The sequence below is a fragment of the Stenotrophomonas sp. LST15-1-1.1 genome (genome assembly GCF_040815575.1).
Classification (GTDB): domain Bacteria; phylum Pseudomonadota; class Gammaproteobacteria; order Xanthomonadales; family Xanthomonadaceae; genus Stenotrophomonas; species Stenotrophomonas lactitubi_B.
Genome location: NZ_JBFPNJ010000001.1, coordinates 363,375 through 376,917, shown reverse-complemented (window position 1 = coordinate 376,917; position 13,543 = coordinate 363,375). Strand labels below are relative to the sequence as shown.

The window sequence follows — 13,543 nt, the reverse complement described above, 5'->3', positions numbered from 1 at the left end:
ATGCACGTCATTGCACCAGCTGGTTCATTTCCATGATCGGCATCAGCACGGCCAGCACGATGGTCAGCACCACTCCCCCCATCACCAGGATCATCGTGGGCTCCAGCAATGCCGTGAGTGCCATCGCGCGGCGCTCGATCTCGCGCGAGATGGTCTGTGCAGCGCGGTCGAGCAACGGTGCCAATGAACCGGTCTTCTCGCCACTGGCCACCAGATGCACCAGGATCGGCGGATACACTTTCTGCACCTTCAGCGCAGCGCCCAGCGACGTACCTTCGCGCACGCGCGCGGCCACATCCTCGGCACAGCGCGCCAGCAACACGTTGCCCAGTGTCTGTCGCGCGGCGTCCAGTGCACGCAGCAGGGGCACACCGGCATCCAGCAGGATCGCCAGTGTCGAGGCGAAGCGAGCGCTGTTCACGCCCAGCACGAAACGGCCCACCATCGGTACGCGCAGCAGCAGGCTGTCCCAGCGCAGGCGCAGATCCGGCCGCCGCAGTGCCAGCCGCCAGCCGACCACCAGCGCGCCGATGCCCATCCCCGTCCATACGCCCCACGCGCGCACGAACGCACTGGCCGCCAGCATCACCTGGGTCAGCATCGGCAGCGTCTGCCGCGCCTGCACGAACGCGGTCACTACCTGCGGCACCACGTAGCTGAGCAGGAAAATCACGATCGCCACCGACACCAGGCTGATCGCTGCCGGGTAGATGAATGCCGTCAGCACCTTCGCCTGCAATGCGTTGCGCTCTTCGATGTAGTCGGCCAGGCGCTCCATCACCCGCGCCAGATCGCCGGAATCCTCGCCGGCACCGACCAACGCACGATAGATCGCGGGAAAGTCGCGCGGCCGCGCCGCCAGCGCCACGGTCAACCGTTGGCCGCCGCGCACATCGGCACGTACCGCAGTGAGTGCCTGCGCGACATGTGGCCGTTCGGCCTGTTCGATCACCGCACTCAATGCGCTTTCCAGCGGCAGGCTGGCTGCCAGCAGGCTGGCCAGTTGCCGCGTGGCCCAGGCCAGTTCGCTGGCCGACAGCCTGCGCGCGCCCCAGCCACTGCCGGCGCTGCGTGCGGCTGACACCTGTACCGGCGTCAATCCGCGTCCACGCAGCTGCTGGCGCACGCCGCGCGCGGTGTCGGCGTCCAGCTGCCCCTTTTCGATGCGCCCCTGTGCATTGGCCGCCTGGTAGTCGAACAGTGCCATGCGCGCCTCAGTCGTCGCCGGTCACGCGCAGGATCTCCTCCAGCGTGGTCACCCCGCTTTCGACCCAGCGCTGCCCGTCCTGGCGCAGGGTGCGCATGCCGGCACGCCGCGCGGCCTCGCGCAGCGCGGGTTCGCCCTGCCCTTCATGGATCAACGCGCGCACGCGCTCATCCACCACAAACAGTTCATGGATGCCGGTGCGCCCGCGGTAGCCGCTGTTCGCGCAGGCGGAGCAGCCTACCGCCCGCCACACCGTGCGGCCATCGGCATCGACCTCGGCACGCCGGCACTGCAGGCACAGCCTGCGTACCAACCGCTGCGCCAGCACGCCGCGCAGCGACGAGGCCAGCAGGAACGGCTCCACGCCCATATCCGCCAGGCGGGTCACCGCCGAGATCGCATCGTTGGTATGCAGCGACGCCAGCACGCCATGACCGGTCAATGACGACTGCACCGCGATCTGCGCCGTTTCCAGGTCACGGATCTCACCGATCATGATGGTGTCCGGATCCTGGCGCAGGATCGCGCGCAATGCGGTGCCGAAGCTCATTCCGATGCGCGCGTTGACCTGGATCTGGCCGATGCCGGCGAAGTCATACTCCACCGGATCCTCCACGGTGAGGATGTTGCTGGTGCTGCTGTCGAGCTGCCCCAGTGCCGCATACAGCGAGGTGGTCTTGCCACTGCCGGTCGGCCCGGTCACCAGCACGATGCCATGCGGCTGGCGGATCAACCCGGTGAAGGTGGCCAGGGTGTCGTCGGCCATGCCAAGGCGTTGCAGCTGCAGGCGCCCGGCATCCTTCTCCAGCAGGCGCAGCACCGCGCGCTCGCCATGTCCGGTCGGCACCGTGGACACCCGGATGTCCAGCGGCCGGCCGCCCACGCGGATGGCGATGCGCCCATCCTGCGGCAGGCGCTTCTCGGCGATATCCAGATGGGCCATGATCTTGATGCGCGAGACCAGCGCCGCATGCAGCGCGCGCCGTGGCTGCACCATGTCACGCAGGGTGCCATCGACGCGGTAGCGCACCACCGAATGCGTTTCGAAGGGTTCGATGTGCAGGTCGCTGGCGCCATCACGCGCGGCCTGCGCCAACAGCGCGTTGATCATGCGGATCACCGGCGCGTCATCCTGCGCGTCCAGCAGATCGGTCACCTCGGGCATGTCCTGCATCAGCCGGTCGAGATCGACTTCACTTTCGGCCGCGCCGACCACCGCAGCGGCATCGCCACCGTCACGATACTGTTCGCCCAACCGCTGTTGCCAGACCGCCGCATCCAGCACCTGGAACGGTACTGGCCCGTGCCGGCGGCGCAGCTCGGCCACCGCCCAGGCGGCGGTCTCGGCGGTTCCCAGCAGTACCGGCGCGCCGCCTGATTCGGCCAGCATCAGCCCGTGGCTGCGCACCCAGGCATACGGCAGCAGTGGCAACGGCGCGGGCATGCTCATGGCCCGATGACCAGTTCCGGGGTGTAACCCAGCCCGCGCAGCTGCTGCAGCGCAGGGTCGAGCGCGGCCGGGTCGCGCGCCACCCGCACCCGCAGACGCTGTCCCGTTTCACCCGGCGTGGTCTCGGCATAGGCCTGCAGGCCAAGCGCACGCACCTGTGCCACGGCCTGGGTGGCACGCGCCGCGTCCACGCCCTGCGCGAACTGCACCACTTGAACATTGCCCTCGTTGGCCGGATACAACGCCGCAAGGCTGCCGTTCTGCAACGGCTGGCCCTGGCCGTCCCGCGCATTGCCCTGGCCAAGCACCGACAGGTCCTGCGGCGGCAGCTGCGGTGCCGACAGTGCCGGCAGCGCCCAGCTCTGCACGGGCTGGGCAGCGGCCTGTGCATTGCGCATGTAGTCGTAGCGGTCGCGGGTCAGGCGCTGCCCGGCGGCCGGGTCGCGCACCACGTGCGGGCGCAGGAATACCATCAGGTTGGTCTTGGCCCGCTTGCGCGTGTCGCTGCGGAAAAGCGCGCCCAGCACCGGAATCTTCCCCAGCCCCGGCACGGCATCGCGGCCGTGGCTGACGCTGTCTTCCAGCAAGCCGCCCAGCACCATGATCTGGCCGTCATCGAGCAGAACGCTGGTATCCAGCGCCCGCTTGTTGGTGATGATGCCGGCGCTGCCCAAGCTCTGCGCATCGATGCTGCTGACTTCCTGGTAGATGTCCAGCTTCACCGTGCCGCCCTCGGAAATCTGCGGGCGCACCCGCAGCTTCAGGCCCACGTCCTCGCGTTCGATGGTCTGGAACGGATTGTTGCTGCCACCGCCACCGTCGGTCACATAACGGCCACTGACGAAGGGCACGGTCTGCCCGACCATGATGCTGGCCGCCTCGTTGTCCAGGGTCATCAGGTTCGGCGTGGAGAGGATGTTGGCGCCGCCTTTGCTCTGCAGGGCGTTGGCCAGCGCCTTCATGTTGAGGATCTGGCCGACGCCCGGCAGGTTGATCGTGCCGTCGATCACGCCGATGTTCAGGCCGTCCTTCGGCAGTACATCCAGCGTGGTGCGCGCAGTGGTGCTGATGCCACTGCCACCGGTGGTGCCGCCGAAATGGGTGCCACCGAACGTGCGGCCGTTGCCCAGCATCCATTGCACGCCCAGTTCAGCGGCATCGGTCTGGTTGACCTCCACGATCAGGCTCTCCACCAGCACCTGCGCCCGACGCTGGTCGAGCTGGTCGATCACCCGCCGCAGGTTGCGGTACACCGGCTCCGGGGCGGAAATCAGCAAGGTGTTGGTAGCGATGTCAGCCTGCACCGAGATGCCGTTCTGGCTGAAACCGCTGCTGCCGGCGTCGATCGGATCACGACGGCCCGGGTCAAGCCGTGGCGATTCAAGCGCATTGCCCTTGCTCTTGCCCCCCTGTGCGGGTTGCGCCGGCGTGCTGGCGCTGCGGCTGGCCTCGCCCGGCAATGCGGTGATGCCGTCGGTGCTGCCCATCGCCGGCGCATCGCTCTGCCCTGCCACCACGCCACGCAGCACTCCGGCCAGCTGGGTGGCCTGGGCATTGCGCAGGTACACCACATGCAGGTTGCCGGACTCGTCCTGGGCCTTGTCCAGCTTCTCCACCAGCTGCCGCGCCAGGCGCGTGCGGCCCGGGCTGCTGGAGCGCAGCAGCACGCTGTTGCTGCGCGGGTCGGCCATCACCACCACCTTCTGCGCCGGCTCCGCGCCCTGCGCATCCAGCAACGGTGCGACCATCGCCGCCACGTCCACGGCAATGCCCTGCTGCAGCTTGACCACGTCGGTGTCCATGCCGGCCGGCGTATCCACGCTGGCGATTACCCGCGCGATGCGCTCCAGGTTGTCGGCGTAGTCGGTGATGACCAGCGTGTTGTTGCCTGGGTTGGCGGTGATCGGATTGTCCGGGGTGATCATCGGCCGCAGCACCGCCACCAGCGCCGCCGCGCTTTCGTAGCGCAGGGCAAACGTGCGCGTGGTTATCTCGCCTCCCGCACCGCCTGCACCAACGCGCCCGCCCAGCAGCTTGGCATCGGCCTGCGGTACCACCCGGCTGACGCCCCCGCTTTCAACCACGGCAAACCCGCGCATGCGCAATGCACCCAGCAGCAGCTGGTAGGCCTGCACACGGCTGACCGGCCCGTCGGAGACCACGGTCATCTTGCCGGTCACCCGTGGGTCGACCAGGAACTGGCGGCCGGTGAAGCGTGCCGCCATGCGCAGCACTCCGCCGATGTCGGTGTCCACCAGGTTCAGCTGTACCGGTTCGCCACTGGCGTCCTGCGCCTGCACCGCCGCCGGAAGATGGGCCAGGCCCACCACCAGTGCCAGTACCGCGCTGCAGCCCAGGCTGCGCATCGACTTCATGGATGGGTACCGCCATTGGCGGCCATCACGATGTTTCCGGAAATCCGTGCCGCCGGCATGTTCGCGTCCCCTGTGCGTTGCAGTTGCAGTTGCTGCAGTTCGATGGCCGGGTCGGCCAGCAAGGGCAGCAGCCAGTTCCAGAGCGCATCGGCGGGCACACTGCGCACCTGCAGGTGCCAGCGCCCGTCACGCATTTCGATTTGCAGGCTGCCGGCCAGGCCGGCAGCGGTGATCTGTTGGCGCAGCCCGTCAAGCGTCGGCCGATGGCCGTGCGCCTGGCGCTGTTGTTCACGGGCGCGCAGCAGTGGTGCAAGTGCTGCCGACTGCGCCCGCAGCCGGGGCAGTTCAACCTGCCAATGGCTGCGCTGCTTGAGCAGCGGCTGCAGCCAGCCCAGCCACAGCGCGGCCGCCACTATCGCGGCAGCCATCAACAGCAGCATCGCGCGCTCGCGCGCCGCCAGCCGCTGCCAACGCTGCTGCAGTCCATCCAGGGAAACGGCTGGGCGCAACCCGGGTGCGGTCACGGCATAGCCCCGCTGCTTATCCGCAACCGGCCACCGGCCTGGCGGGCAAGCTGCAGCCCCTGTGCCTGCATCGCCTGCTGCCAGCGCTCCAGCCGTTGCGCGTCCTCGGCCAACGCCGGCGCGTCGGCGTCCAGTTCCATGTCCAGCTGGCCCGGCTGATAGCGCAGGCTGCGCACCTGGCCCGCCAGCTCGGGTATGGCCTGCAGCACACTGGCAACCTGCTGCTGCACGGCAGGAAGCGCCCGTGGCGCTGCCGGCACCGCCAGCGCCCGTCGTGCCTGCACCACCGGATCGACCACATCGTGGATCTCCGGGAAATGCGTGCTGAAACCTTGCGCCATGTCCTGCCGCAAGGCTTCAGCCTCGCCATGCCAGCGCGATACCTGGAGCTGCAGTCCCAGCGCAGCCAGCACCGCCGCCGCCAACGCAAGGCCGATGGCCAGCCGTGGCGCACCTGTACCCGTGGCCGGCAATGGCAGCGACCAGCCGGGCAGCGGACCGCTGGACTGCAGCGCCTGCGCCAGCACGCTGGCCGGCAAGCGCTCCGCCCACGCAGCTGGTACGGCATCGATCCACTGCACCGCCTGCACCCCGGCCTGCTGCAACCGCAGGAACAGCATCTGCATCACCGAGCCCAGGTCGCGCCCGCTGCACCACTGCACGAAGCCACGATCACGGCCGCAGCGCACCAGCACATGCTCGCCACACACCTGCAAGGTGGCCTGCCCGGGCGACCACGGCAGCAGCAAGGGCGTTGGATGCAGCGCCTGCAACTGCAGCCCACCGTCCTGCAACTGCTGTTGTACCCGCGCAATCGCCTGCAGGCCAAGCCACGCCACCGCCACCGTGCCATCGACCGCCTGTGTGCCATGGCCCAGCACTACCTCCTGCAGATCATCCAGCAGCATCGCTTCCACTTCGCCCTGCAGGGCCGCCTGCAGGCGTCGCCCGGACAGCGGCGGCAGCTGCAGCTCCAGCAGGATCAGGTCCTGCGGGTCCAGGCTCGCATGCACCCTCGCCTGCGGAAAGCGCTGGCCCAGCGTCGACAGGCGGTCGCTGCCCGTTGCCAGCACACGGTCCTTGTGCAGCTGCGCCCATTCAACCGCGCTGTCCTTATCCAATCGTTCCAGCGCCGGCAGGCGCATTCTCAGCTGCGTGCTCATGCACCGATCCTTGTCCATACCCGTTGCACGCGCACGCTGTCGTCGCGGTACTCGCGCCAGATCAATGCGCGGAAATCCACCGATGCGCCGTCTGCCTCCACCTGGCCTACCGCCAGGAACCACTCGCTGTGGATCCCCAGCGGCATCAGCGCCATCTGTTCGTTGCTCAACTGCAGCCGGTTGGCGATGTCACCGCGATTGAGCAGCCAGTGGCCACGATCGCGCTCGCCCAGCAGCGCCTGCAGGCGCCCGGCATCCACCCCGGGCGCAATCGCCTGCAGCACGGCGATATCACTTGTATTGGCGTTGACCAGGGTCTGCGCAGGCAGCACCACCGTGCGCCGTGCCAGTGCCTGTACCGCCACCGGATCGGCGCCGGCCAGCACCTGTTCGATCAGCGACTCGCGCGGCAACGGCGCACGCGCCTGGCGCTCGCCATCGCGCAGGCGCGACTGGATCTGTGTTGCGGCGCTGGCACAGGCGGCGCGAGGCAGCCCCTGCCCGGCACACAGGGTGGTGAACGCACGCAGTGCCTCCACTGCAGGTTGGCCGTCGGCCAGCAGCGTGCGCAGGTTGAACCTCGACTGCGCGTCCACCAGCTGCAGGTGCACCGGCAGTGGCACCTGCAGCTGCAGCGGACGCGCCCAGCGTCCGCTGCCAACGGTCGTCAACTGCTCGCGCGCGTCGTCACGCAACTGCTGCGCCGCGCGTTCCAGGGTGGCATCCACCGCCATGCGCACCTGCATGCGCAGCTGATCGCTGCGTACCGCACGCAGCTGCGCCGCTTGACGGGTCAGCAGTGCCGTGGCGATCACCGCCACCAGTGCCACCACCAGCATCGCCACGATCACCGCCATGCCCTGCTGGCGGGCAAACGCACCTGGAATTTTACGGCGTGCCATTGTCTGGCCTCACAACTGCCAGGAGCCGATGTCCGCGTTGCCGGCCTCACCGCCGGGCTTGCTGTCGGCGCCCAGCGAGAACACATCGATATCACCGTGCGCACCGGGGTTCTGGTACTGATAGGGGTGCCCCCACGGGTCATCCGGCAGGCGGTCCAGGTAGGGTGTGGCCGGCATCGCAGCGCTGCCCTGCGGCGGTTTCACCAGCGCCTGCAGCCCCTGCTCGGCACTGGGGTAACGACCATTGTCCAGCCGGTACAGCTTCATCGCCTGCATCAGCGCGGCGATGTCCTGGCGTGCCGCCACCACACGGGCCTGGTCGGGGCGATCCATCAACCGCGGCACGATCAGCGCAGCCAGAATGCCGATGATGACCACCACCACCATGATCTCGATCAGGCTGAAGCCCTGCTGCCGAGCCCTGCGACCACCCATCTGCGTTGCCATTGTTCCGCCCTCATCATCCTGGAAGAGACCGCTGCCACATGGTCAGCGGCGCATGTGTCAGTACGATAAACATCCCGCGGAAATCCGCTGTTCCTGCAGCCGATCACCCACGCGACGTGCGTTCGGCACGCAGGCAGCGTCCAGCAGCGACGAAGGAGCACGCGCAAGCGTGTCGTCCACGCAGTGCTGCAGCAGTGGCGTGGCACACGCCTGCAACAGGCGCAGGCACTGCAGGGGCGACCAGGCCATGCCATGGCCGAATCCGATGAACTGCCGGTACACCTGGTGATAGCGCAGGTCGTCGTGCAGGCGCTGCACGCTGACGGGAGCGCGCAGCGCGACCAGCAGCACCGCACGCTGCACCATGCGCACCTCCCCGCACTCCTGTGCAAGACTGGCCATGGCCGATTCCGGCCACGGCTGCAGGCGCGCGTCCAGCGCCTGCCGCAGCAGCAGCAACGGATGCCCGCTCGCATCCAGCGCCGACCACCGTGCTGCGTCGGTCCAGGCATCGCTGGACAGCATCCACACCCACGGCTGTCCGTAGCGATGCACATTCACGGGTGCATGCCGTGCCTGCTCCAGCGACTGGCTCAGGTGGCGATCCAGCTCAAGCATGCTGATCCTGCGACTGTCGTTCATCGGCGTCGCCTGTGCTCCCCGACGCGGGAGCGTCGTACTCTGCAGAAGACGTCAGCAAGGCAGCCGAAGCGACAGCACGAACGCGATGTTGAGCAGTGCGTGGCAGCGTCGCGGGAATGTCACCGCAGCGTCATCCGCTTGCAGGCTTCCAGGTCCAGGCGCGGAGCATCGCCGCCGCAGCGTCGGGCCAGCACGGCAACGTCGCTGCGCAGTGCGAATGTGGCCAGCGCGTGCATCGCATCCGGGTCATCCAACAGTGCCGCCATCGACGCCTGCAGCAGCGGCAGCTGCCAACCCTCCATCTGCGCATCGCTGGCGGCCACGAACCAGTGCCACAACCGGTGGTAGCGCACGTGATCGTGAAGCGTCGGAAGCCCCTCGATGCCATGCATCGCCATCAGCAGCAGCGCGCGCGCCAATGCAGCTGCAGGCAGCGCCCCCGATTCGGAAAGCGGCAGTGCCTGCCGCTGCAACCGCAACAGCATCGCCAACGGATGGCCCTGCGGCTCGAATTCCAGCAGCACCGCCTGCTGTCGCCACTGCGGGTCGGACACCACGCAGACCCACGGCGCGCCGTAGCGGTGCACCATCAACGGCCGGCGCTGGGTGGTTTCCAACAGTGCCGACAGATTCCGGCGCAGATCCAACACACCGATGGTCTCGTTGCGCATCCTTGGCCTCTCCATGCGTGCAGCGGCCGTGCGCGTCGCGCGCAGCCAGGGTCTTACCCCAAGACGGCAATTCCACCCGGAAAGCGACGCAGGCCGAGTGACATCGTCTGCCCGAGCTGCTCCAGCGCAGCGTCCGGATCATCGATGCGGAAACGCCCGCTGACCGGCGCCCGCGCCAGTGCCGATTCGCCCAGCAACACCTTGCCGCGCCGGTAGCGGTTGATCTCGGCCACCACCTCACGCAGCGACGCGCGGCGGAACACCAGCATGCCTTCGGTCCACGCGCTGACTTCGGCTGCCACGGCTTCGGCCACCACACCACTGAGGCGCTCGTCATACACCGTCTGCTGGCCGGCCTGCAGCTGCAGGCGACCCTGCGGATGCTCGATGCGAACGCTGCCGCGCAGGCAGGTCACACGCACCTGGCCGTCGGTGTTGCGCACATCCAGGCGTGCTGCGCCCTCGTCGGCTACAAGACAGCCCGGCCCGGCGAACAGTGCCAGGCGAGTCCCCGCTGCGGCGTCGATCGCCGCCTGTCCCTGCACCAGCTCGTAGCCCTCACCCTGCGCGTCGCTGCGCCGGCGCAGGCTGCTCTGCGTATCCAGTTCGATCTTCAGATGTGGCGTCGGCGCAATCAACAGCCGCTCGCCGGTACCGGTGTGGAAATCGGCCGACATCGCCGTCACCGAAGGCCACAGGCCCAACGGCGGGTGCAGCGCGGCCACCACGGCCAGGCTTGCAGGTGCCGCCACGGCCGCACCCAGGAATGCGCGCCGGCTCCAGCGTTGCGCCGGGGTTGCCACTTGTGGCTGGCGTGCGGCGGCAGGCAGCTGCTCGCCGGCCAGGCGTACCTGTTCCCATTGCCGCTTCGCGCGTGCAAAGGCCTGCCGATGGCCGGGATCGGCCTCGCACCATTGGCGGAATTTCCTGCCATCGGCCGCCGTGGCCTCGCCCGAGGTCAACCGCACCACCCACGCGTGGGCCTGGCGCTCCACGGCGTCGAGCGGGCGGTGCGGTTGATCGTCAGCGTCCATGAGGGCTCTTGCCGTCCCCGCACGCTGCGGGGTTCTGCTCGGCGTCAAAGTGTAGACGGATGCCGCGCCTCAGAACCGCACCTGCCGCCCCTGCCCGCTGCGTTCGGCCAGATAATCCTGTGCGGCTTTCAGCTCACGCTGCACCAGCCGCAGCGACACCCCCAGATGCTCGGCCACATCGCGCTGCTGCAGGCCGTCCACGCGGATCGCCAGCAAAATCCGGCGACGGCGCTCTGGCATCCGCTGCAGCAGGCCGACCATGTCTTCCAGCGCCATCTCCTGCTCGGCCGCCTGTGCCGGCCCCGGGCCGGGATCGGCCATGTCCATCAACGTATCCACTTCTTCCAGGCTCAGCAGGCGATGGTCGGCGCGCTGGCGGTCGATCACGGTGTTCATCGCCATGCGCAGCAGATACGCCGCGGGGTTCTGCACCGGGTCCAGGCGGTGTCGACGCGAGCTCAGGCGCATCCAGGTGTCCTGCAGCGCGTCGCCGGCCAGCTCTTCCGAGCCCAGCTTGCGCACCAGCCGGCGCTTCAGTTCGTCGTACGCGCCCAGCAGGTGGTCCATCAGGTCCACCGCCCCAGCCGTGCTGTTGCTCATGTTCGATTCCTTGACGTCATGGTTGGGGCGGGCGCCGGCCACAGTCGTGGCCCGCGCTGGAAGGACGGATCTGCAGGGTCACCGGCTGCGGCAGCGCGGCAGCATCGGCGCCCAGCCGCAGGGCCTGCATCGCCTGCAGAAGGCGCGCATCGCGGCGTGTGCTGCCGCTGCCGGCAAGCAGTTCGGGCTCCTGCACCTGGCCGTCGTTGGCGATGCGGAAGCGCAGCGTCGCCGCATAGGCGCCGGGCACAAGGTCGGGGTCCCCACAGAAAGCGGTGCGCAGCCGTTGCTGCAGGTCGCCGAAGCGGCGACGCTGCTCCAGGTCGGCGGCCACATCGGTCTGGGAGGATCCGGTGACCGCGTGTGCACCGCGGCGCAGCACCACGCGTTGTGCACCGATCAGCTCGGCCTCGACACCCGTGTCCTGCAGCACCACCTGCAACGCCTGCAGCGGCGGCAGGCTGGCCTGCAACGGATGGCTGCTGCGGCCCGTACCCAGATCGCCGGGATACATCACCGACCACCCGCTGACGACACTGAAGCGCTCGACCGCCTGCTCCAGCGGCTGCGCGGGAATGTCATAGGATCGGATGTCGTCCTGTGCGGCAGCGGCGAAGGCGAACAGCAACCCGGCGGCGGCGGCCACCCTCCAACGTCTGATCGCATGCTGTCCATTCAGCCCCCTGACGTAGAACACATGACCCTCGGCAGCGACATCAGCTGCAGCGGCGGAGCGCGGCACGACCAGGTGGGTCGGCCTGCACACGGCCGGCAAGCGGGTCACACCGTAGCGGCGTCACGTGTCATTGCGATGACGGCGGCGCGCAGGGGGACGCGCCGCGCCGGTTCAGACCGGCAGTTCAGTGGTCTGCTTGATCCGCTGCATGGGGATCTCGGTCTTCGTGTTCTGCACCCCGGCGATGCGGTTCAGGTGCTGGATCTGGAACCGCCGGTACGCGTCGAGGTCGGCCACCTCCACCCGCAGCAGGAAGTCACAGTCGCCAGCCATCAGATGGCATTCAAGCACTTCCGGGAAGGACTTGATGCTGTTGATGAAGTGATTGGTGGTGTCTTCGTCCTGGCCGCGCAGCCACACACGGACGAACACGGTGAACCCTCGTCCGATCCTGGCCGCATTCAGCAGGGCCACGTAGCGATCGATGTAGCCGCCCTCTTCCAGCAGGCGAACCCGGCGCAGGCAGGCCGACGGCGAGAGCCCCACCTGGCGGGACAGCTCCAGGTTCTGCAGGCGACCGTCGCGCTGCAGGGCGTCAAGGATGCGACGATCCAGGTTGTCGAGCTGGTACTGCATGGAATTCCACTCCCTGACCGGATCACCGCATGATATTGCACATTCCGCCGAACCAATGGCATCAACGCAACCCGATTTCGTGATCGGACCGTTAGCATGGGTCACCCCCACTCGTTGTTGATCCATGGACGCCCGAACCACCCTGCCCCTGCCTGATCCCGCCTGCGACACCGCACCACGCGCCGAGTTCCTGCGCGGTCTGCGCGCCGCCGTACCGGTGATGATCGGCTTCATTCCCTTTGCCCTGGTGCTCGGCGCCCAGGCCGCGCAAAAGGGCCTGTCGGCGCTGGAAGTGCCGCTGATGACCGGCCTCAACTTCGCTGGCGGGTCTGAATTCGCCGCGGTCGAGCTGTGGACCTCGCCGCCGCACATCGCGTTGATCGTGGCGATCACCGCGCTGGTCAACAGCCGCCACCTGTTGATGGGCGCCAGCCTGGCACCGTTGCTGCAGCACCTGCCGCGCCGTCGCGTGCTCCCGGCGCTGTTCTTCATGTGCGATGAAAGCTGGGCACTGGGCGTGGCCGATGCGCGCCGTCGCGCACTGGGCTTCAGCCTGTCCTACTACCTCGGCGTGTCGGCCGGCCTGTACACCGTGTGGGTGCTTTGCACCGCACTGGGCGCGATTGTCGGCCCGCTGCTCGGCGACATCCATGCCTACGGCTTCGACATGGCCTTCCCCGCCGTGTTCCTGGTGCTGCTGCGTGGCATGTGGCAAGGCATGCGCGCCGCCCGGCCATGGCTGGTCAGCCTGCTGGTGGCAGCGGGCACCTACCTGCTGGTGCCCGGCGCCTGGTACGTAGCCAGCGGCGCGCTGGCCGGTCTCGCCGCCGCCTGGCTGCTGGCGGAGGACGCGGCATGATCTTCAACGGCCTGATCCACTGGACCTCGGTGTTGACCATCATCCTGATGGCCGCCGCCACCTATCTCACCCGCATCGTTGGCTTTCTCGCGCTGCGCAACCGCACCCTGAGCAAGCGCGCGGTAACGGTGATGGAAGCCGCCCCGGGCTGCGTGCTGATCTCGGTGATCGCCCCGGACTTCGTGGCCGACAAGCCTGCCGACCTGGCCGCGCTGGCCATCACGTTGCTGGCTGCCACGCGGCTGTCGATGCTGCCGACGGTGGTGATCGGCGTGGTATCTGCGGGTGTGCTGCGGTATGTGATGGGCTGAGCAGGATTTCCGGTAAAGCCGAGCCCACGTCCGGCGTTACAGACCA

15 protein-coding genes are annotated in these 13,543 nt (G+C 68.3%); 2 read left to right on the top strand and 13 right to left on the bottom strand.

The window, feature by feature from the left end; all coding sequences use genetic code 11:
* Positions 1-7 precede the first annotated feature (7 nt).
* The 13 genes from gspF to MRBLST15_RS01740 form a co-directional block, all read right to left on the bottom strand.
* On the bottom strand, positions 8-1,207 hold the full coding sequence (gene gspF, locus MRBLST15_RS01800) for a type II secretion system inner membrane protein GspF (RefSeq protein ID WP_312703935.1): 1,200 nt from the start codon (positions 1,205-1,207) through the stop codon (positions 8-10).
* Positions 1,208-1,214: 7 nt separating this feature from the next.
* The gene (gene gspE, locus MRBLST15_RS01795; RefSeq protein ID WP_367784905.1) at positions 1,215-2,657 is read right to left on the bottom strand and encodes a type II secretion system ATPase GspE; all 1,443 of its coding nucleotides are present in this window, start codon (positions 2,655-2,657) and stop codon (positions 1,215-1,217) included.
* Positions 2,654-5,032, bottom strand: coding sequence for a type II secretion system secretin GspD (gspD, locus tag MRBLST15_RS01790; RefSeq protein WP_367784903.1), 2,379 nt, complete (start codon positions 5,030-5,032; stop codon positions 2,654-2,656). The genes gspE and gspD overlap by 4 nt, the downstream gene beginning before the upstream one ends.
* Positions 5,029-5,556 (bottom strand): type II secretion system protein GspM, encoded by a 528-nt coding sequence (gene gspM / locus MRBLST15_RS01785; RefSeq protein ID WP_367784901.1) that lies wholly within the window; start codon positions 5,554-5,556, stop codon positions 5,029-5,031. The genes gspD and gspM overlap by 4 nt, the downstream gene beginning before the upstream one ends.
* Positions 5,553-6,719 (bottom strand): type II secretion system protein GspL, encoded by a 1,167-nt coding sequence (gspL, locus tag MRBLST15_RS01780; RefSeq protein WP_367784899.1) that lies wholly within the window; start codon positions 6,717-6,719, stop codon positions 5,553-5,555. The genes gspM and gspL overlap by 4 nt, the downstream gene beginning before the upstream one ends.
* On the bottom strand, positions 6,716-7,621 hold the full coding sequence (gspK, locus tag MRBLST15_RS01775; protein ID WP_367784897.1) for a type II secretion system minor pseudopilin GspK: 906 nt from the start codon (positions 7,619-7,621) through the stop codon (positions 6,716-6,718). The genes gspL and gspK overlap by 4 nt, the downstream gene beginning before the upstream one ends.
* A 9-nt stretch (positions 7,622-7,630) precedes the next feature.
* Positions 7,631-8,068: a type II secretion system major pseudopilin GspG gene (gene gspG, locus MRBLST15_RS01770; RefSeq protein WP_265951358.1), complete on the bottom strand. Its 438-nt coding sequence runs from the start codon at positions 8,066-8,068 to the stop codon at positions 7,631-7,633.
* A gap of 57 nt (positions 8,069-8,125) precedes the next feature.
* A complete protein-coding gene (locus MRBLST15_RS01765) occupies positions 8,126-8,710 on the bottom strand; it encodes a hypothetical protein (protein ID WP_367784895.1) in 585 nt (194 codons plus the stop codon).
* A gap of 119 nt (positions 8,711-8,829) precedes the next feature.
* Positions 8,830-9,381, bottom strand: a complete 552-nt coding sequence (locus tag MRBLST15_RS01760; RefSeq protein ID WP_367784893.1) for a hypothetical protein — start codon at positions 9,379-9,381, stop codon at positions 8,830-8,832.
* Positions 9,382-9,434: 53 nt separating this feature from the next.
* Entirely contained in the window at positions 9,435-10,415 is a 981-nt protein-coding gene (locus tag MRBLST15_RS01755; RefSeq protein WP_367784891.1) for a FecR family protein, read from the bottom strand.
* A 69-nt stretch (positions 10,416-10,484) separates the two neighbouring features.
* A complete protein-coding gene (locus tag MRBLST15_RS01750; protein WP_367784889.1) occupies positions 10,485-11,015 on the bottom strand; it encodes an RNA polymerase sigma factor in 531 nt (176 codons plus the stop codon).
* A 16-nt stretch (positions 11,016-11,031) separates the two neighbouring features.
* Positions 11,032-11,712, bottom strand: a complete 681-nt coding sequence (locus MRBLST15_RS01745; protein WP_367785524.1) for a TonB-dependent receptor — start codon at positions 11,710-11,712, stop codon at positions 11,032-11,034.
* A 150-nt stretch (positions 11,713-11,862) separates the two neighbouring features.
* Positions 11,863-12,327 carry an Lrp/AsnC family transcriptional regulator gene (locus tag MRBLST15_RS01740; protein WP_367784887.1) on the bottom strand — a complete coding sequence of 155 codons (465 nt, stop codon included), beginning with the start codon at positions 12,325-12,327 and terminating at the stop codon, positions 11,863-11,865.
* Positions 12,328-12,451: 124 nt separating this feature from the next.
* Here MRBLST15_RS01740 and MRBLST15_RS01735 point away from each other — a divergent pair, with 124 nt between their 5' ends.
* Both MRBLST15_RS01735 and MRBLST15_RS01730 read left to right on the top strand, forming a co-directional pair.
* On the top strand, positions 12,452-13,186 hold the full coding sequence (locus MRBLST15_RS01735) for an AzlC family ABC transporter permease (protein ID WP_367784885.1): 735 nt from the start codon (positions 12,452-12,454) through the stop codon (positions 13,184-13,186).
* Positions 13,183-13,497 (top strand): AzlD family protein, encoded by a 315-nt coding sequence (locus MRBLST15_RS01730; protein ID WP_367784883.1) that lies wholly within the window; start codon positions 13,183-13,185, stop codon positions 13,495-13,497. Before MRBLST15_RS01735 ends, MRBLST15_RS01730 begins: the two co-directional genes overlap by 4 nt.
* Positions 13,498-13,543: the final 46 nt, after the last annotated feature.

Coding starts and splice junctions, on each gene's coding strand:
- gspF (WP_312703935.1), bottom strand. CDS start 1,207: ATGGCACTGTTCGACTACCAGGCGGCCAATGCACAGGGGCGCATCGAA.
- gspE (WP_367784905.1), bottom strand. CDS start 2,657: ATGAGCATGCCCGCGCCGTTGCCACTGCTGCCGTATGCCTGGGTGCGC.
- gspD (WP_367784903.1), bottom strand. CDS start 5,032: ATGAAGTCGATGCGCAGCCTGGGCTGCAGCGCGGTACTGGCACTGGTG.
- gspL (WP_367784899.1), bottom strand. CDS start 6,719: ATGAGCACGCAGCTGAGAATGCGCCTGCCGGCGCTGGAACGATTGGAT.
- gspK (WP_367784897.1), bottom strand. CDS start 7,621: ATGGCACGCCGTAAAATTCCAGGTGCGTTTGCCCGCCAGCAGGGCATG.
- gspG (WP_265951358.1), bottom strand. CDS start 8,068: ATGGCAACGCAGATGGGTGGTCGCAGGGCTCGGCAGCAGGGCTTCAGC.
- MRBLST15_RS01765 (WP_367784895.1), bottom strand. CDS start 8,710: ATGAACGACAGTCGCAGGATCAGCATGCTTGAGCTGGATCGCCACCTG.
- MRBLST15_RS01760 (WP_367784893.1), bottom strand. CDS start 9,381: ATGCGCAACGAGACCATCGGTGTGTTGGATCTGCGCCGGAATCTGTCG.
- MRBLST15_RS01755 (WP_367784891.1), bottom strand. CDS start 10,415: ATGGACGCTGACGATCAACCGCACCGCCCGCTCGACGCCGTGGAGCGC.
- MRBLST15_RS01750 (WP_367784889.1), bottom strand. CDS start 11,015: ATGAGCAACAGCACGGCTGGGGCGGTGGACCTGATGGACCACCTGCTG.
- MRBLST15_RS01740 (WP_367784887.1), bottom strand. CDS start 12,327: ATGCAGTACCAGCTCGACAACCTGGATCGTCGCATCCTTGACGCCCTG.
- MRBLST15_RS01735 (WP_367784885.1), top strand. CDS start 12,452: ATGGACGCCCGAACCACCCTGCCCCTGCCTGATCCCGCCTGCGACACC.
- MRBLST15_RS01730 (WP_367784883.1), top strand. CDS start 13,183: ATGATCTTCAACGGCCTGATCCACTGGACCTCGGTGTTGACCATCATC.